Origin of the sequence: Pseudoalteromonas sp. NBT06-2 (assembly GCF_002276045.1) — a bacterium.
GTDB lineage: Bacteria > Pseudomonadota > Gammaproteobacteria > Enterobacterales > Alteromonadaceae > Pseudoalteromonas.
This window is the reverse complement of the sequence record NZ_NQMR01000104.1, coordinates 1-17,180: the sequence shown is the minus strand read 5'-3', so window position 1 is coordinate 17,180 and position 17,180 is coordinate 1. Positions and strand designations below refer to the sequence as shown.

Sequence of the window (17,180 nt, the reverse complement as noted above, 5' to 3'; positions counted from 1 at the left end):
CAGATTAGGAGCATAACCATGTCCGTTTTTTTTAGAGATTTTTTTAGTGACCCAGTTCTATTTTTGTCTTTCGGCTTTCTTACTATTGTGATCGGCATTTGTATTTTTTTTACATTCTTTTTTATAAACAAAATCAAAGAAGCTTCAACCCAGTGATATTCCAATTACCTTTCACAGTGAATATCTAATATAAGTAACCATAAATTAAGCACGACGCACTAAAGGACTATTCCAGATTGACTGCGATTAGTCCTTTATATCTTTATTGTTAACAGTTAAACTAACTGTGCATTTTTTTAATCTTATTTAAAACATAATGAGCAGTCACTTTCGTCCAGCTTGGTGGATGGTAAACAAACACGCACAAACTATTTTACCGCGTTTCTTTCGCCCTAAGCTCAAACTTACTTATGAATTAGAATCACTTACCACACCCGATCAGGATTTTATCGAACTTGCATGGAGCTGCCCTGTTGCTAAAAACAACAATAAACCTTTAGCAATTATATTCCATGGCCTTGAAGGTAATATTCATAGTTTTTATGCTAAGGGTATGATGAAAGCGATGCAAGATAGCGGTTTTGATACTGTACTTATGCATTTTAGAAATTGCTCAGTAGCACCGAATAAAACAGCTCGAGCTTATCATAGCGGTGAAACATCAGACGCGCGGTTTTTAATACAATACCTAAAACAAAAATTCCCAGAGAAAAAAATGGTCGCTATTGGATTTTCTCTCGGTGGCAATATGTTAAGTAAATATTTAGGTGAATATCAAAACGATAGCCAATTAGATGCAGGTGCCGTTATATCTGCACCTTTTGATTTAGCTTCTTCGTGCCAAGTAATTCAACAGAGCCTAGGTAAAATTTATCAAAAATATTTACTTGATAGATTAAAACACTCTACTGGTCGAAAAGAGTCTTTAATTGAGCCTTTATTAGGACTAAACAAGCAAGACATTAAAAATATCCCTACCTTATGGGAATTTGATGATAAAGTTACAGCTCCTCTACATGGCTTTAAAAATGCAAAAGATTATTATAATAAAGCTAGCAGCAAAGCATACTTAATAAAAATTGAAACGCCAACTTTAATTATACATTCAGTAGATGACCCTATGCTTTCAATCAAGTCTGTTCCTGACAACTCACATATAAGTGAACATGTTGAGCTTAATATCACCGAAAAAGGCGGCCATGTTGGTTTTATTAGCGGTAAGAATCCATTCAAGCCAATTTTTTGGTTGGAACAACGCATTCCTGAATACTTTAAAAAGCAGTTAAATATAAAATGATCATCCCTTTTAAAGAAATCCCAATTGACACATTAAACAACCTAATTGAAAGTTTTATCTTACGTGAAGGTACAGATTACGGAGAAGCAGAACTGAGCTTAAACGATAAAATCTCCCACATAAAAAACCAATTAGAGCAAGGTGATGCAGTTATTACTTACTCTGAATTACATGAAACTATAAACATTATGCCTAAAACTACTTTTCAGCAAAACAAAAACGAATTTGAATAATTATACTTGTATATTTTTTAGTACAACAACACAATAGATTTACTAACAATAATAATTAAGCAAACCAAAATGAAACGCATCACAACTCTAGGATTACTTGCATTAGCTATAAGCGTTAATGTATCAGCTAAATTATACACAGCATCTGAACATGCCATCGAGTTAAGTAAACAAAGTCTCATTATCGATACCCATATCGATGTGCCTTACCGTCTTGAAAAACAATGGCAAGATGTATCAAAATCGGCAGACGGTGATTTTGATTATCCAAGAGCTGTTGAAGGTGGCTTAAATGCACCTTTTATGTCGATTTATATTCCAGCCCATTTAGAGAAAACTGGCGGCAGTTATGAAATGGCAAATAGACTAATAGACTCTATGGAAGCTTTAGTTGGACGTGCGCCAAATAAATTTGCAATGGCAGACTCTGTTTCTGATATTACAAAGCAATTTGAACAAGGAAAAATATCTTTAGCTATGGGCATGGAGAATGGGTCTCCTATCGAAGGTAAAATTGAAAATTTAAATCACTTTTTTAATCGCGGTATTCGTTATATCACTTTAACCCATTCTCAGACGAATCATATTTCTGATTCTTCGTATGACTTACGTCGACAATGGAATGGGTTAAGTAAATTTGGTAAAGAATTAGTCGTAGAAATGAATAATCTGGGCATGATGATAGATGTCTCACACATTTCTGATGATGCTTTTTATCAAGTAATGGATATTTCAAAAGTACCAGTGATCGCGTCCCACTCTTCTTTACGTAAATACACCCCAGGTTTTGAACGTAACATGGATGATAAAATGCTATTAGCATTAAAAAATAATAACGGTGTGATACAAATTAACTTTGGTTCAAGTTTTGTTACTTCAGCTGCGGGTGCTTGGAGCAAAAAAATGAAAGCTAAACGCAGTGAAGCACAAGATAAACATGGTAAAAATAGCTTACAATTAAAAGGTTTTAAAAAAGCATATGCGGTAAAGAATCCATACCCATTTGCAACTACAAAGCAAGTTGTTGAACATATAAATCACGTTGTCAAACTCATAGGCATAGATCATGTTGGCATAGGTTCTGATTTTGATGGCGTTGGCGATTCTTTACCTGTTGGTTTAAAAGATGTATCGAACTACCCCAACTTAGTTCAAGCATTAATTGAATACGGTTATTCAGATAATGATATCAAAAAAATATTAAGTGGTAATTTATTACGCGTTTGGCAACAAGTAGAGCAATACGCATCTACGAACTAAAGTTTAGGTATCGAGTAAGGATGAGGCTCATGCCTCACCCCTGTCAAAAATTTCTACGTTCAGCTCATGTATTCTTCATATTATCACCCCCCCTACATGCCTTTATCGGCTTTAGCATGTTGATATAACAATGCCAATATTTTCGTCGCTGGGCATGTGACTCCTTTGTAATGCAGCATTGGAATTTAGAATAAAAGACATGCATTTTAGAAATAAAAAATAGCCAGTTTAATTCGTCACTTTCTAAAACATAGTGTACTTTTATCTAAAAGCGAAATGTATGAATCAATAATGGCTGCGCCTTGCTGCACTTTTAAGTTTTACCGACTAATTTCATTAAGTTTCCTTCAATCTAGACGCCATGGTTATAAAGCTTATTATCTGAGCCGTTAAAGACGTTTTCATTTTGAAACAAGGTTTGAGTTAACTTTGGGGATTAAGCGTAATAAACATTTATATTAATTGCCATTGATATAATGACGGGGATAAAAACTGTCAATTTCATGATAATATCCATTATCGTTTTTATATACCCATGCTACATGGAAATACGCGATTTCAGCAAGTCGAGGAGCACGGGTATATACCCAAGCCACTTCAAGATGTGAGGTTCAGGACTGCTGAGCAATTCATGATCTAGGCGCATCTTTGCATTAATGGTTACTCCCTTAAAAAAAGATGGAACAACGAGCATGATTTGCTCAGAAGTCCCTGTAAGGTTGATTTATAAATACTTTATGCAGCGTTATTGATTTTGAAAAGGGAATAACCATGTTCTTCAATCAATGCCTTGCCTAAAGCATTTCTAATTCCAACTGAATCCTGCATCTTGAAGTGGTTTGGGTATAAACCCCATAATTTATGGGAGTAAATTATTAATAATCTAGAAACTCAGAAATTGAAGCAACTTAATTTCAATTAAAAATAATTTATTTTAAAGGATGTGTTTTGGGTAGGTTAATTGCAATATCAGTTGCAGAGGTGGCACATACAGGGTGTCCCCAACCATTAGCACTCACACCCTTGTCGATATCATAAACAATGTTATCGTCGCCTGTTGGACTAATCCCATTAGGGACATTATCAAGCTTTAATTTATCTCGTAATTTCCAAGCGATATTATGATCGGCACATGAACTATCACCACTAACGCCAATTGCACCTATTAACTTACCTTCACTGCTATACATAGCTAAACCGCCACCAAAAACATTAACACCACCAATTTTATGGCCAACCATAGGATCAGAATCTGTACCAATAGTATTTACATCACCACCATAAGCCACTGTTGTATTTACAGGGTTGCTATGCTGTAAACCATATAAACTACCACCAGGCTGTACTGCCATGAATAAATTTGAAGTCGACAATGATAAGTTAGGCAAACTAAACGCATTGGCAGTGTTAGCTTTTTGAGCCGAAATTATTCGACTACCAGGCCATTGTTCCCCTCGATCACTACCAGAAAATGATACCGATTGAACAATACCATCTCGGTCAACAACAGTTGCCCACATATTTAGTTGGAAACCACCATTTGTTTCTTTAATTATCTCTTTTAAGGCATTTTTAACTTCAATATGAGTTGGCATAGATCTATCAGCAGTATTAGCAAAAGAAGTGAAAGTAGTAAGTGAAAGACCTACAGCCACAATAATTTTTTTTAGTTTAAAAGTAGTCATAATAATATAATCTCTGTTTTAAGGTTGGCTCTATTATACTTATTACTAAAATATTAATAATAACCACTTAGATCAAATATGTATTACTGTATGGTAATAATATATAAAATAATTTGAGTTTTGATTTATTAAAAAAGGAATATATCGACATTTGGCTAAAAGTAAATTATGGTGATTTTGATTTATAGCTTGATTAATAGCAATTCGATTACATCTATGATTATTCTAAATGTCCTAATATACAATAATCAGCTATTGCTTAACCTAACCCCTTGCTCCTGAAAATCACCCCCATTTAAATTACGAATCAAATCAATAGAATTGGTATAACTTATCAAAGCTTAAAGAAAGCACATTTATCTATCAATGAGGTTTTTCTGAGGATCTCATAAACTTCTTATACCAATACGAATAAATAATTACTCAATTTAAATGAACTAAATATTCTAATAACATCGTTGCTTTCAATCCTAATAGCCTGCTATTACTCAATCAAGCGCCTTGTTTTTGAAAATTTATCTTTATTAAAATTTGATCACTAACTTACTCGAATTGGTATTACTCAAAATCTTCGAACATTCCGTAAAAGAAAGGTTTTATTCTATTTTCCTGTCGACTTTGCTCTATAACTTGCCCTTGATTGTCACTTTTTTTGGTAATTGATTGCTTATTTAGTGGAGAATAGATTACATTTGATAACGATTTTGTACTTGCTATTATTTGTTCTAGTTTACCATGTTCCAACCACACTCCCTTACACTGGGAACAATAATCAAACTCAATTGATTGGTGTTCGCAGACATATAAAGTCGCTTTACAATGAGGACATAACATAGATCACTCCTTGTTTGTAAGGTTTGGTAAATAACCTCCCCTAATTGTAGCACAAACACCTTTTTTGTATTGTTGAACTGTACAAATACCTAGGGAAAACGGGTTAAAGATATACAGAAAGTAACTGACCGAGTCTGAAAGCTTCCCAATTGATTTGACACATATTTACGAATAAAATCTTCGGTTACATTTCCAACTCCACTATATCTATGACGTAATCGTAATCAATTTTTCGGTATTAGATTCAAACACACTACCAACCTAAAAATAAAAAATCGATTAGATCATACTGATAAAAAATCGCAAAAAATATTCAGGCATCGCCATAAATGGCTGTATAAAGAGTCAGGGAAAGCACCCTATATTTTCGCTACGCTCAGTTAAACTAGCTGATTAATTTAAACCTACCTTCCCTATACAAAAACCTCTCAGTGTCAAAGTTAAAAGTTCATGATCCCATATTTGACAAAGTCAGGGCTGTGTTCTTTACTGAAATAAATATTGGGAGAAATACTATGAAAAAGAACGTATTAGTGATTGCAGATATGAAAGAGAATAATGTACTTTCGTTAGAAAAAGCTCGCTATATTACTACTTACTTTGATTGTAATATCGAGATAATCAAATTTATAAATAATATAGATTCTTCCAAGACAGCTCCGTCACAACTTATAAGTGATGCAGAGGACATTCTTTCTTCAACAATTGATAATGTATTTGATGACACCACAGAAATTATTTATGAAGTAGTTATCACTGAAAACATTGCTGACTGGGTAGTCGAACGTTGCACTCAAAAATCCATTGACTTAGTGATAAAAGAGGGACATCGCACAGAAGCATTATTCCACACTCCTACAGATTGGCAATTAATCCGTCACTTAACTTGCCCAATATTGATAGCTAGCCACGAAAAATGGAAAAGTCAGGCTAATATTTTATTAACGATAGATTTATCACATGATGATGATAATCATAATGCATTAAACGATTTAATTCTAACTTGGGGATACAGTTACTCAACACTTACTCACACTCAATTAAATGCAATGTATAGCATACCTATTTCAAAGCCTTTGTTGGAGTTTGATGTCGTAGATAAAGATTTAGTTATAGAGTCAAAGGGGCCTGCCGCAAAACAAAAAATGCAATCACTGTTAAATCGCTTTGATATGAGCGCAATAACTTCACATATTACAGCAGGGCCACCCGATCGGACTATTCCACATATGGCTAATGAATTACATAGTGATTTGGTAATTATAGGCTGTGTTGGCCGAGAAGGTTTAGGTGGTTTTATATTAGGAAATACTGCCGAAAAAGTGCTACATCATTTACGCACTGATTGTTTGATAATCAAACGAGAGCAAGTATAGATTAATTAAATAATATTCACAAAAAATAGTTAAGTCGATTAAAATAAATTTCATGTATAAGGAAAAGTTATGCGACTTACCCTTAGTCTATTTTTATTATTAATAATATTTTGGACTGTCAATTCCGGACATTATACTCATTCGATCCTCATTTTAGGCTTGTTGTCAATTGTCCTGGTTTTACTCATCTGTCAAAGAATGAAGTTAGTGGATCAAGAATCACTCCCTTTACATTTACTCATTCGAATTAGCGCTTTTTATTGCTGGCTTACAAAAGAAATAATTTTAGGAGGAATTTACGTACTCAAAAGAATATTACAAGGTGATACAAGCATAGATCCCAAAATAATTAATATACCGCTAGATTTTAAAGACGACATTTGTAAAGTCATTTTTGCCAATTCAATTACCTTAACACCGGGTACAATAACTCTGAAATTAGATAATGAATCTATACAGGTACATGCTCTAACAACAGAGCTCGCGGATGCATTAATAAATGGTGAAATGGCCCGCCGTATAAAAATGTTGGAAAGCTAATGTTATTAGTCTCAATTATCGCAATTCTAATGGTCATGTTACTTGCTTTATTACGCGCTTTTATTGGACCTACCCATTACGATCGCATACTAGCCGTCAATATATTTGGTACTAAAACCATTTTATTTATCGCTGTTTTAGGTTTTTTATCAGGACGACCCGAATTTCTTGATATAGCCTTGGTATATGCCCTACTTAATTTTATCAGCATTATTGGTGTATTACGTTTTTTTGAATATCAGCAACGGAATAAGGATAATTCATGACAACTTATTTAAGTAGCCTGAGTAATATTCTCTTATTAGTTGGTTGTTTTTGTAATATCGTTGCATCGATTGGCCTGTTTCGCTTTCCTGATTTCTATAGTCGAATGCATGCTGCGGGGGTGATTGATACTTTAGGTACTGGACTAATCTTATCTGGTTTAATATTGCAAAGTGGCTGGGATACAAGCCTGAGTAAATTAATTCTCATATTACTTTTTATCCTACTAACTAGCCCTACGGTCAGTTTTATCTTAGCTAATACTGCAAGAAGGAGTAATTTAAAAGCCAAAATAGGAATGATTAACGCACCAGATAAAGATAAAGGAGAAAGTTCATCGAACCCTTAATCCATGTTGTTATATTATGCTTTTTACTTTTGATAGTGTTTGCCATAATACAAACGCATAATTTGTTTGCAATCGTGATGTTATTAAATATTTATAGTCTACTTAGCGCCTGTTTTTTTGTACTAATGGATGCTGTAGATGTTGCTTTTACTGAAGCAGCTGTTGGAGTTGGAGTTTCAACTATATTATTGCTATCAACATTAACGATTACTGGTAGTTTTGAAAAAAACAAACGTATTAAACCAATATTAACTTTCGTTATAGTGATAATAAGCGGTTTTTTGTTGATATATGGAACATTGCAAATGCCACCATTTGGTTCATCTGATGCACCGATACATCAGCATGTCGCTACTTATTATATTGAAGAGTCCTATACAGAAACTGGAATACCTAATATTGTAACAAGTGTTTTAGCTAACTATCGGGGTTACGACACCTTAGGTGAACTCTTTGTAATTTTTGCAGCAGGTATCGGAGTAATCACCTTATTAGATGTTAATACCAATATAAAAAATTTATCTATGTTCAAGAATGATCTCTCTAAATCTCTGATTCAGAATCATATATTAAGAGTTATCTCAAAGATGCTGATCCCATTTATTTTATTATTTGCGTTATATGTTCAGTTTCATGGTGATTTTGGACCTGGAGGTGGTTTTCAAGGAGGAGTTATTTTTGCATCGGCTTTCATTCTATATACTATGTTATTTGGACTTAAGGCATCACAAAAACTTATCAGTCAAAGTTGGTTAGAGTTTTTCTCTGCATTAGGTGTTCTACTATATACCTGTATAGGAATGATCCCTCTATTCACGGGTAAAAGTTTCCTCAACTATAAGGTTTTAGCGCAAGATCCGCTACAGGGACAACATCTAGGGGTACTCATCGTAGAGTTAGGGGTGGGCATTACCGTATTTTCTATCATTTTATTAATATTCATAGCCTTTACTAAGCAAGTTTCAATAATAGGTGAAGGTAAATGAATATATTAGAATCATTTAATTATTGGGTTGTAATGATCCTAATGATGAGTGGTTTATACATTCTTATCGCTCATGGAAATTTAGTTAAGAAGATTATCGGCTTAACTATTTTTCAAACCTCCGTATATATATTTTACATAAGCATGGCTAATATATCGGGAGCAACAGCACCCATCATTTATAAAAATATAGAAGGAGATAATATACTATATTCTAATCCATTACCTCATGTATTAATACTGACGGCTATAGTTGTTGGCATTTCCACTATGGCACTTGCTCTTGCGTTAGTTATTCGTATTAAACAAAGTTACGGAACGATCGAAGAAGATGAAATACATGCTAAGGAGCAACAACAATGAGCTCTCAATTACCTATCCTACAGGTAATTATACCGCTCATTTCCGCACCACTTTGTTTAATTATAAGCCGACCTAAACTGGTTTGGCTCTTTACCTTAATTGCTAGCACTATTTCTTTTATAATCAGCATTATCTTAATACATCAAGTTATGCAAAGTGGCACTATTATTTATAGTTTAGGTGACTGGGAAGCACCCATTGGAATTGAGTATAGAATAGATTACCTTAATGCTTATTTACTGCTCATTGTTACTGGAATTAGCAGTATTATTTTATTGAGCGCTCATACTAGTATTACTGCTGAATTATCACACAACAAATACGTCTTATTTTACGTCTTATTTTTATTATGTTTGTCAGGTATGTTAGGGATCATAGCGACAGGTGATGCATTTAATGTTTTTGTTTTTTTGGAAATTGCTTCACTTTCATCTTATAGCTTAATCGCACTTGGAAAGGATCGCAGGGCTTTAACCGCGGCTTTGCGTTATTTACTCGTCGGAACATTAGGTGCCACTTTTATTCTAATTGGTATCGGTTTAATGTATATGATGACTGGTACTTTAAATATGCATGACTTATCCGAGCGCTTACCTAATCTATCAGAGTCCCGTACTTTAATTATCGCATTTTCATTTTTTACAGTTGGTGTGTGCTTAAAATTAGCCTTATTTCCTTTGCATTGGTGGCTGCCAAACGCCTATGCTTATGCACCATCAGTCGTAAGTGCATTTCTTGCTGCAACAGCGACTAAGGTTGCTATTTATATTTTATTGCGATTTATATTTACTGTTTTTGGCATAGAGTTTTCTTTTTCAATTTTACCACTACAAAAAATATTATTAGCTTTGGGCCTAGTGGGTATTTTAACAGCATCTACTATAGCAATCTATCAGAATAATGTTAAACAACTATTTGCCTATTCTAGCATTTCACAGATTGCTTACATTATACTAGCACTGGGTATGAATAACAGCACAGGGTTAGTTGCAGCCCTATTACATTTGTTTAATCATGCGTTAATGAAAGGCGCACTTTTTTTAGCGCTATCAGCGGTGATGTATCGTGTAGGTAGTACGCAATTAACAGATTTTTCAGGACTAGGTAAAAGTATGCCATGGACCATGGCAGCGATAGTAATAGGCGGTTTAAGTTTAATTGGTATCCCACTAACGGTTGGTTTTATTAGTAAATGGTATATGCTGATAGCCAGCCTAGAAAATAATTTATGGCCTGTGACTGTACTTATTTTATTAGGGTCGATATTAACAGGTATTTACGTTTGGCGTATAGTGGAAACAGCATATTTCACCACAAATAAAACAGGCTTAAACCATATAAAAGAAGCTCCTTTCAGTCTATTGCTCCCAACTTGGCTCTTGATACTTGCTAATCTGTATTTTGGCATCAATCCACGGTTTACAATTACAATAACTAAACTAACAGCTCAATCCTTGGGGGCTATGCCATGATACCTTGGGACAATGAAGTCAGTTTGCAACTCACTATTTTAATGCCATTGATTGCCACTCTAGCAATTCGTTTAGCAACAAACATCCCAAATATCCGTGAATCAATTACCCTTGTCACAAGTATATGCTTGGTAGTAATAATCATAAATTTATTTCACAATTATACTAAAGAAGTAAATGTAGAAGTTATTTGGTTAGAGATAATGCCTGGCCTGACTATGAGTTTCTCTATTGAGCCCCTTGGATTACTTTTTGTATTAATGGCTAGTTTTTTATGGTTGATAACCAATGTATATACTATCGGTTATATGCGAAAATCTCAGGAACAACATCAAACCCGTTTTTATCAGTATTTTGCTTTAACAATGGCTTGCGTAATGGGTATCGCATTCGCCGATAACCTTTTTACCTTGTACATTTTTTATGAATTATTAACCTTATCAACTTATCCACTAGTTGCCCATGCTGGCGATGATAACGCTAAGAGTAATGCACGCACATATTTATCGATACTCCTATTTACTTCAATAATGTTTTTTTTATTTGCAATAATTGGAACTTGGTTAGTCAGTGGATCATTATACTTTACGCCAGGAGGTCTATTTCATCAGACACTATCCCCTTCAGCTTCCGTCAAACCTATTATCTCAATTCTCTTACTATTTTTTATTTTTGGCATAGGTAAAGCCGCCATTTTCCCATTTCATCGCTGGCTACCAGCCGCAATGATTGCTCCGACACCTGTCAGTGCCTTGTTACATGCCGTAGCTGTAGTAAAAGGAGGCGTATTTACTATACTGAAAGTTTGTATTTATATTTTTGGTACAGAGTCAATTAATAATCTACCAGCAACGCAAGCTTTGCTATATCTTGCTGGCGTATCAGTATTTTTTGCCTCATTGATTGCAATGTATCAGGATAACCTGAAAAAACGACTGGCTTATTCAACAATTAGCCAATTAGGGTATATCACCATTGGAGCTCTATTAGCCAATAGTTCTAGTATAATTGGCGCTGTTATGCATATGGTTATCCATGCCTTTGGCAAAATCACCTTATTTTTTTGCGCCGGAGCGATCTTGATTATGACAAAAAAAACTCTGATCAGTGAAATGAGAGGTATAGGTAGACAAATGCCTATTACCATGGCTGCATTTTTCATTGCCAGTTTATCAATTATTGGTCTACCTCCTACAGCAGGAATTTGGAGTAAGTGGTTTTTATTACATGGCACTATTCAGGCCGAACAATGGTTGTTAATGGGAATCTTATCAATAAGTTCGTTAATGAATGTTTTTTATTTACTACCGATTTCTATCTCAGCCTTTTACTCTCAAAGTCATCATAATCACATAAATAGTACGTCTTTAGAAGCTCCATTACCGGTGTTAATAGCTATCTGTATCTGTGCAAGTGCATGTGTGATTTTGTTTTTATTTCCTCAACCACTTTATCTACTGGCTTCTGCGATTATTTCCACTACAAGCTAATAGAATACATTCATAAACAGGGCTAAGTGATGAAGCTACGAATCAAATACATTTTTACAGAATTAAAAAATATGAGCTGCTTCGTATATTTATTTTCAACTATTTGTATGATTTTATTCGCATTAGACTTTATGTTGTATCGACACGGTAACCATCCTCTGGAAAGTATCCCTGGATTCTACGCTTTTTATGGCTTCATCGGCTGCGTATTATTAGTGATTATTGCGAAATGGCTACGTGCTGTTTTAATGCGACCTGAAAATTATTACCATAAAACTGAAAGTAAAATAAAAGTGCCATATAATAATAGTGAGGCTGAAAATGTTGATCTTTGAACTGCCACCCTTTGCTCCCTTTTTAATTATTGCGTTTATTGTATTATTTACTCGTGGTCGTGTATCTTCAGCTTTGATGTTAATGGCTCCCATCTGGGGTGCATTTAATCTGTGGCAAATTAATCCACAAACAGTCTGGCAAATAACATTGTTTGAACTGCAACTAAACCCTTTCCGTATAGATAAACTGAGTTTAATATTTGGTTATATTTTTCATTTAGCTGCATTTTTTTCAATCATTTATGCTTTACATGTCCGGGATAGAGTGCAGCAAATCTCTTGTTTAATTTATACCGCAGCAGCTTTAGGTGCCGTGTTTGTTGGTGACTTATTATCTTTATTTATATGTTGGGAATTTATGGCGTTATCGTCTGTTTTCCTTATTTGGTCGAGACGAAGTCAAAAATCTTTTTTTAGCGGCTTACGTTACATTGTCTATCAATTTATTTCTGGATTACTCCTGTTGATCGGTACTCTGCTTTATTGGCATAAAAATGGCAGTATAGAGTTTTCACACATAGAATTTCAAGGTTTAGGTGCTACGCTAATTTTTATAGCCTTCGGCATTAAATGCGCCTTCCCAATGCTACATACATGGCTAACAGATGCCTATCCAGAAGCAACTCCCAGTGGAACTGTGTTTTTAAGTGCTTTAACTACTAAAGTTGCGGTTTACGCTTTAGCTAGAAGCTTTGCTGGTAGTGAGTTATTAATATATATTGGTGCGATAATGACTTGCTTTCCAATTTTTTATGCCGTTATTGAAAATGATTTACGCCGTGTTTTAGCCTACAGCTTAATAAACCAAGTCGGATTTATGGTGGTCGGCATAGGTATAGGAACAGAACTTGCGCTTAATGGTGCTGTTTCACACGCCTTTAATGACGTATTATTTAAAGGCCTTCTTTTTATGTCAATGGGAGCAGTAATGCATATGACGGGCCGCATTAACGGTTCAGATCTTGGCGCTTTATATAAAACCATGCCAAAAACAACTGTATTGTGTTTGATTGGAGCTGCATCTATTTCTGCCTTTCCGTTATTTAACGGATTTGTCAGTAAATCTATGGTTATGACTTCTGTGCTCAATCAGGAATATTACGGGATCTGGCTTGCCCTTCTATTTGCATCCGCTGGAGTATTCCACCACGCAGGTATTAAGATCCCATACTTTGCTTTTTTTGGTAAAGACTCAGGTCTGAGAGCCGAGGATCCGCCGTTAAACATGCTTATCGCCATGCTCATTCCAGCTGCTTTATGTCTAGCGATAGGCATCTATCCAAATATCTTATATCAGTTTTTACCTTATAGCCACGATTATAGCCCTTATGATCAGAGCCATGTTTTAGCACAAACTCAATTACTATTTTTCGCAGCACTCGCTTTTGTATGGTTAAATATTAAAGGCATCTATCCAGCAGAACTGCATTCAACCAATCTTGACTTTGATTGGTTTTACCGTCGCTTATTACCAAGCTTATGGTCAACTCTGATCAATAAAATTTTCTTTGTTGACAGATTTGTTAGACAAGTTGTCCTTAATAGATTGCGCTTAATACTCTTAATAATTAAAAGATTTCATCGACCTAATGGTATTTTTTCTAATGCACAGACTATAAGTAATATGACATTAAGTATTGTAATTATATTGGCTTGTTATTTAGCATTGAGTTTTATATAAACTAACTTTATAGCCAAGCTACCTCAAGATACAGAATTCAGTTGGGGTTAAAAACGATTTATGCTGCGTTATTAATGTTGACAAGGGAACGACTATTCCCTGCTATCAATGACTGATGTTTTAGGGCGGTTCTTGTATGTTCTTTAATGCTTGCTCAGTAATCTGGTGACCTATGTGTATTGCTTCGGCAAAGATTTTATGGAATTTCGGGCGCTTATCCACCTTAGGTAAAATATCATAAGTAGCATTGAAAATCTCTTCAAGGTGCCTTAATTCTAAATCGTTGAGTATCTCCCCTTGGTCAACCTTTTCTTTAAGTCTCAGAAGAATAGGTAAATGCTGCTTATCAAAACGAGTCAAAAGCACAGCGAAAATACTTTCTTCATTTGATAATTGCATTACAGTTCCTTTTATCTAAATAAATTCGTTTCCGTCAATAATACAGTGATATTTTTAATGCTTATTGCACAAATATTAGCAGTAATTAAGGTGCAATCAAGTCTCTAGTTTAGTCTAAAATAGATTTTATCTTGATCTTTCAGTGTATTTCATAAATGAATTTAATCGATAAAAAGATATAAAATACTGATATTTTTAAGTCAGAATACTTAAAAATCATATTTTTACGTTTTACTCAAAAATTTTTTTAAACTAAACTATCATTAACGGATAGTTCAGATGAACTTTAGCTTATTATTAATAATAAAATTAACGAGTAATCTATGCCACAAAAATTTGCCAATACCTTATTTCATAACTTTTTGGGTTCAGCCCCTCAGTGGTACAAACTGACGATTATTACTTTTTTAATATTCAACCCTATACTTTTTATGTTATCACCTTACATCGCTGGTTGGGTGCTCGTTTTGGAATTTATATTTACCTTAGCAATGGCACTAAAATGTTATCCATTACAGCCTGGAGGTCTATTAGCCATTGAAGCTGTTGCAATAGGCATGACAACTCCTCACCAAATTGAACATGAATTAGCCGCTAATTTAGAGGTCATTTTATTATTAATTTTTATGGTTGCTGGTATCTACTTCATCAAGAATTTGTTGTTATTTGCTTTTACAAAAATGCTCACCAAAGTTAAATCTAAGATCATACTCTCGCTATTATTTTGTGCTAGTAGTGCTTTTCTATCTGCATTTCTTGATGCCTTAACTGTAATAGCTGTGGTCATAAGTGTAGGGATAGGCTTCTACTCTGTTTATCATAAGGTCGCTTCTAACAAAAGTTTTCTAGAGGATGGGCATGATCATACCAGTGATCATGAGCTAACTGAATTTAGCCAAAATGACTTAAAACAATTTAGAGGTTTTTTACGTAATATTATGATGCACGCTGGTGTAGGTACTGCCTTAGGTGGTGCTATGACTTTAGTCGGAGAACCTCAAAACCTGATCATAGGAAGTAAAGCTGGATGGGAATTTGTTGAATATGCAATAAGAATGTCTCCTGTAACCATCCCAGTATTTATAGCAGGGTTATTTACCTGTTTTCTCGTTGAAAAATTCAGTTGGTTTAACTACGGTGTTAAACTACCTGTAAATGTCAGAGAAACCTTAGTTGAGTTTTCTCAACATGAAGATGATAGCCGCAGCTATAAAGATAATGTTAAATTGATAGCACAGGGTTGTGTTGCTATTTGGTTAATTGCAGGCTTAGCATTACAGCTTGCTCCTGTAGGACTAATGGGCTTAAGCGTGATAATATTAGCTTCAGCTTTTACCAGTGTAATAGATGAACATGCCATTGGTAAAGCCTTCCAAGAAGCTTTACCTTTCACTGCCTTATTGGTGGTATTTTTTGCAATTGTAGCTGTAATAATCGACCAACAACTTTTTACACCCGTTATTCATTGGGTACTAACTTTTGATGGCAATATGCAACTTGTGATGTTTTATCTTGCTAATGGCTTACTATCTATGGTTAGTGACAATGTATTTGTCGGTACTGTGTATATTAATGAAGTAGCAGCAGCATTACAATCAGGTCAAATCACCAGAGCACAATTCGATATGCTTGCAGTAACAATCAACACAGGAACTAACCTGCCTAGTGTTGCTACACCAAATGGTCAGGCTGCATTCTTATTCTTACTCACCTCGGCGCTAGCTCCTTTAATTCGGTTATCTTACGGAAGAATGGTCATTGCGGCCTTGCCCTATACTATCGTTTTAACATTTGTAGGTTTGATCATGATTTACTCTGGAGTACTTACCTCTGTGACAGAAACCTTCTATCAAAATCACTGGATAGAACATCAAAATGTCAGTAGTAACACGCCTGCAAAACACTGATCCTAACTCAATACCCAAAATAGACTAATTTGCTATTTTGGGTTTTTTAAAAAAGAATTACAGTTATGAAATTTATTCCTAAAAGTGATGCGGAATGTTGGTTTATCGCATTAATGCATGATTTTAAGATGGAGATAGGTTTGGTCAACAGAATACGACAATTCATATTTTACCGAAAAAGAAAGTGGACCAAGCGTAGTTCAACAACACAAATTTACATACCCGTACTACTTGGAAATACAGATTTCAGAGCTTGGGTAGGATACAAGTACAAGGCATGATTTGTAATTATTGGTTGTACCAATTATATTAATTAAGTGTTCTGATATAAATTAGGATAAATTTTCAATAGCAAGACACTTGATTGAGCAATAGATGGCTATTGGAATTGAAAGCAACGCAGCTATTGTATATTTAGACCATTTAGATTGATCATATATTTATTTGAATTGGTATAACATGGGTATAAAAATTTGTTTGTAGCTTATTTACATGAAAATAGAAAAATTGATGCAATTATCTCACCTATGAGTAATATGAATGTAATGAAGTCATATTTAAATGGATATCTGATGCAACAGAGACACTCTGAGTAGTTAATTATCGGAGTTGGAATAATCTTAAATTAATGATCTTATTATTAAGGATAAAACTAATAATTTTGGTGTTCAATTTCTTAAAATAAAGAAATTGGTTGCGGGAGCCGGATT

At 34.4% G+C, this 17,180-nt stretch carries 18 protein-coding genes; 14 read left to right on the top strand and 4 right to left on the bottom strand.

The genetic code is table 11. The features are described from left to right. Window positions 1-316: 316 nt before the first annotated feature. The 3 genes from CJF42_RS17980 to CJF42_RS17970 all read left to right on the top strand — a co-directional run bounded on the left by CJF42_RS17980 (window position 317) and on the right by CJF42_RS17970 (window position 2,790). The gene (locus tag CJF42_RS17980) at window positions 317-1,297 is read left to right on the top strand and encodes a hydrolase (protein WP_095368002.1); all 981 of its coding nucleotides are present in this window, start codon (window positions 317-319) and stop codon (window positions 1,295-1,297) included. Next, window positions 1,294-1,530 carry a YheU family protein gene (locus CJF42_RS17975; protein ID WP_095368001.1) on the top strand — a complete coding sequence of 79 codons (237 nt, stop codon included), beginning with the start codon at window positions 1,294-1,296 and terminating at the stop codon, window positions 1,528-1,530. The genes CJF42_RS17980 and CJF42_RS17975 overlap by 4 nt, the downstream gene beginning before the upstream one ends. 69 nt (window positions 1,531-1,599) lie before the next feature. Next, the gene (locus CJF42_RS17970) at window positions 1,600-2,790 is read left to right on the top strand and encodes a dipeptidase (RefSeq protein WP_095368000.1); all 1,191 of its coding nucleotides are present in this window, start codon (window positions 1,600-1,602) and stop codon (window positions 2,788-2,790) included. A gap of 538 nt (window positions 2,791-3,328) precedes the next feature. Here CJF42_RS17970 and CJF42_RS27610 read toward each other — a convergent pair. From CJF42_RS27610 to CJF42_RS17960, 3 genes are all read right to left on the bottom strand, one after another. After that, complete coding sequence (locus tag CJF42_RS27610) at window positions 3,329-3,484, bottom strand: hypothetical protein (protein ID WP_170940650.1); 156 nt, start codon at window positions 3,482-3,484, stop codon at window positions 3,329-3,331. Window positions 3,485-3,719: 235 nt separating this feature from the next. Beyond that, entirely contained in the window at window positions 3,720-4,475 is a 756-nt protein-coding gene (locus CJF42_RS17965; RefSeq protein ID WP_095367999.1) for a GlcG/HbpS family heme-binding protein, read from the bottom strand. 558 nt (window positions 4,476-5,033) lie between these two features. After that, window positions 5,034-5,309 carry a TFIIB-type zinc ribbon-containing protein gene (locus CJF42_RS17960; RefSeq protein ID WP_095367998.1) on the bottom strand — a complete coding sequence of 92 codons (276 nt, stop codon included), beginning with the start codon at window positions 5,307-5,309 and terminating at the stop codon, window positions 5,034-5,036. Between the two features lie 515 nt (window positions 5,310-5,824). Between CJF42_RS17960 and CJF42_RS17955 the strand changes: the two genes are divergently transcribed. The 10 genes from CJF42_RS17955 (at window position 5,825) to CJF42_RS17910 (ending at window position 14,164) form a co-directional block, all read left to right on the top strand. Then, window positions 5,825-6,685, top strand: coding sequence for a universal stress protein (locus CJF42_RS17955; protein ID WP_095367997.1), 861 nt, complete (start codon window positions 5,825-5,827; stop codon window positions 6,683-6,685). Between the two features lie 69 nt (window positions 6,686-6,754). Further along, entirely contained in the window at window positions 6,755-7,225 is a 471-nt protein-coding gene (locus tag CJF42_RS17950; protein WP_095367996.1) for a Na+/H+ antiporter subunit E, read from the top strand. Then, the gene (locus CJF42_RS17945) at window positions 7,225-7,491 is read left to right on the top strand and encodes an MrpF/PhaF family protein (RefSeq protein ID WP_095367995.1); all 267 of its coding nucleotides are present in this window, start codon (window positions 7,225-7,227) and stop codon (window positions 7,489-7,491) included. The genes CJF42_RS17950 and CJF42_RS17945 overlap by 1 nt, the downstream gene beginning before the upstream one ends. Continuing rightward, entirely contained in the window at window positions 7,488-7,838 is a 351-nt protein-coding gene (gene mnhG, locus CJF42_RS17940) for a monovalent cation/H(+) antiporter subunit G (RefSeq protein WP_095367994.1), read from the top strand. The genes CJF42_RS17945 and mnhG overlap by 4 nt, the downstream gene beginning before the upstream one ends. Further along, the gene (locus CJF42_RS17935; protein WP_095367993.1) at window positions 7,826-8,824 is read left to right on the top strand and encodes a DUF4040 domain-containing protein; all 999 of its coding nucleotides are present in this window, start codon (window positions 7,826-7,828) and stop codon (window positions 8,822-8,824) included. The genes mnhG and CJF42_RS17935 overlap by 13 nt, the downstream gene beginning before the upstream one ends. After that, window positions 8,821-9,186 (top strand): cation:proton antiporter subunit C, encoded by a 366-nt coding sequence (locus CJF42_RS17930; RefSeq protein ID WP_095367992.1) that lies wholly within the window; start codon window positions 8,821-8,823, stop codon window positions 9,184-9,186. Before CJF42_RS17935 ends, CJF42_RS17930 begins: the two co-directional genes overlap by 4 nt. Next, window positions 9,183-10,658 (top strand): monovalent cation/H+ antiporter subunit D family protein, encoded by a 1,476-nt coding sequence (locus tag CJF42_RS17925; RefSeq protein WP_095367991.1) that lies wholly within the window; start codon window positions 9,183-9,185, stop codon window positions 10,656-10,658. Before CJF42_RS17930 ends, CJF42_RS17925 begins: the two co-directional genes overlap by 4 nt. A gap of 23 nt (window positions 10,659-10,681) precedes the next feature. After that, a complete protein-coding gene (locus CJF42_RS17920) occupies window positions 10,682-12,148 on the top strand; it encodes a proton-conducting transporter transmembrane domain-containing protein (protein WP_353651690.1) in 1,467 nt (488 codons plus the stop codon). Between the two features lie 29 nt (window positions 12,149-12,177). Next, window positions 12,178-12,483, top strand: coding sequence for a hypothetical protein (locus CJF42_RS17915; RefSeq protein ID WP_252097655.1), 306 nt, complete (start codon window positions 12,178-12,180; stop codon window positions 12,481-12,483). Then, window positions 12,470-14,164 (top strand): Na(+)/H(+) antiporter subunit D, encoded by a 1,695-nt coding sequence (locus tag CJF42_RS17910; protein ID WP_095367989.1) that lies wholly within the window; start codon window positions 12,470-12,472, stop codon window positions 14,162-14,164. The genes CJF42_RS17915 and CJF42_RS17910 overlap by 14 nt, the downstream gene beginning before the upstream one ends. A 120-nt stretch (window positions 14,165-14,284) precedes the next feature. Here CJF42_RS17910 and CJF42_RS17905 read toward each other — a convergent pair whose 3' ends face one another. Beyond that, on the bottom strand, window positions 14,285-14,563 hold the full coding sequence (locus tag CJF42_RS17905) for a hypothetical protein (RefSeq protein ID WP_095367988.1): 279 nt from the start codon (window positions 14,561-14,563) through the stop codon (window positions 14,285-14,287). A 323-nt stretch (window positions 14,564-14,886) separates the two neighbouring features. On the opposite strand from CJF42_RS17905, the gene nhaB reads away from it, so the two are divergent. Then, a complete protein-coding gene (gene nhaB, locus CJF42_RS17900; RefSeq protein ID WP_095367987.1) occupies window positions 14,887-16,470 on the top strand; it encodes a sodium/proton antiporter NhaB in 1,584 nt (527 codons plus the stop codon). The last annotated feature ends 710 nt before the right edge of the window (window positions 16,471-17,180 follow it).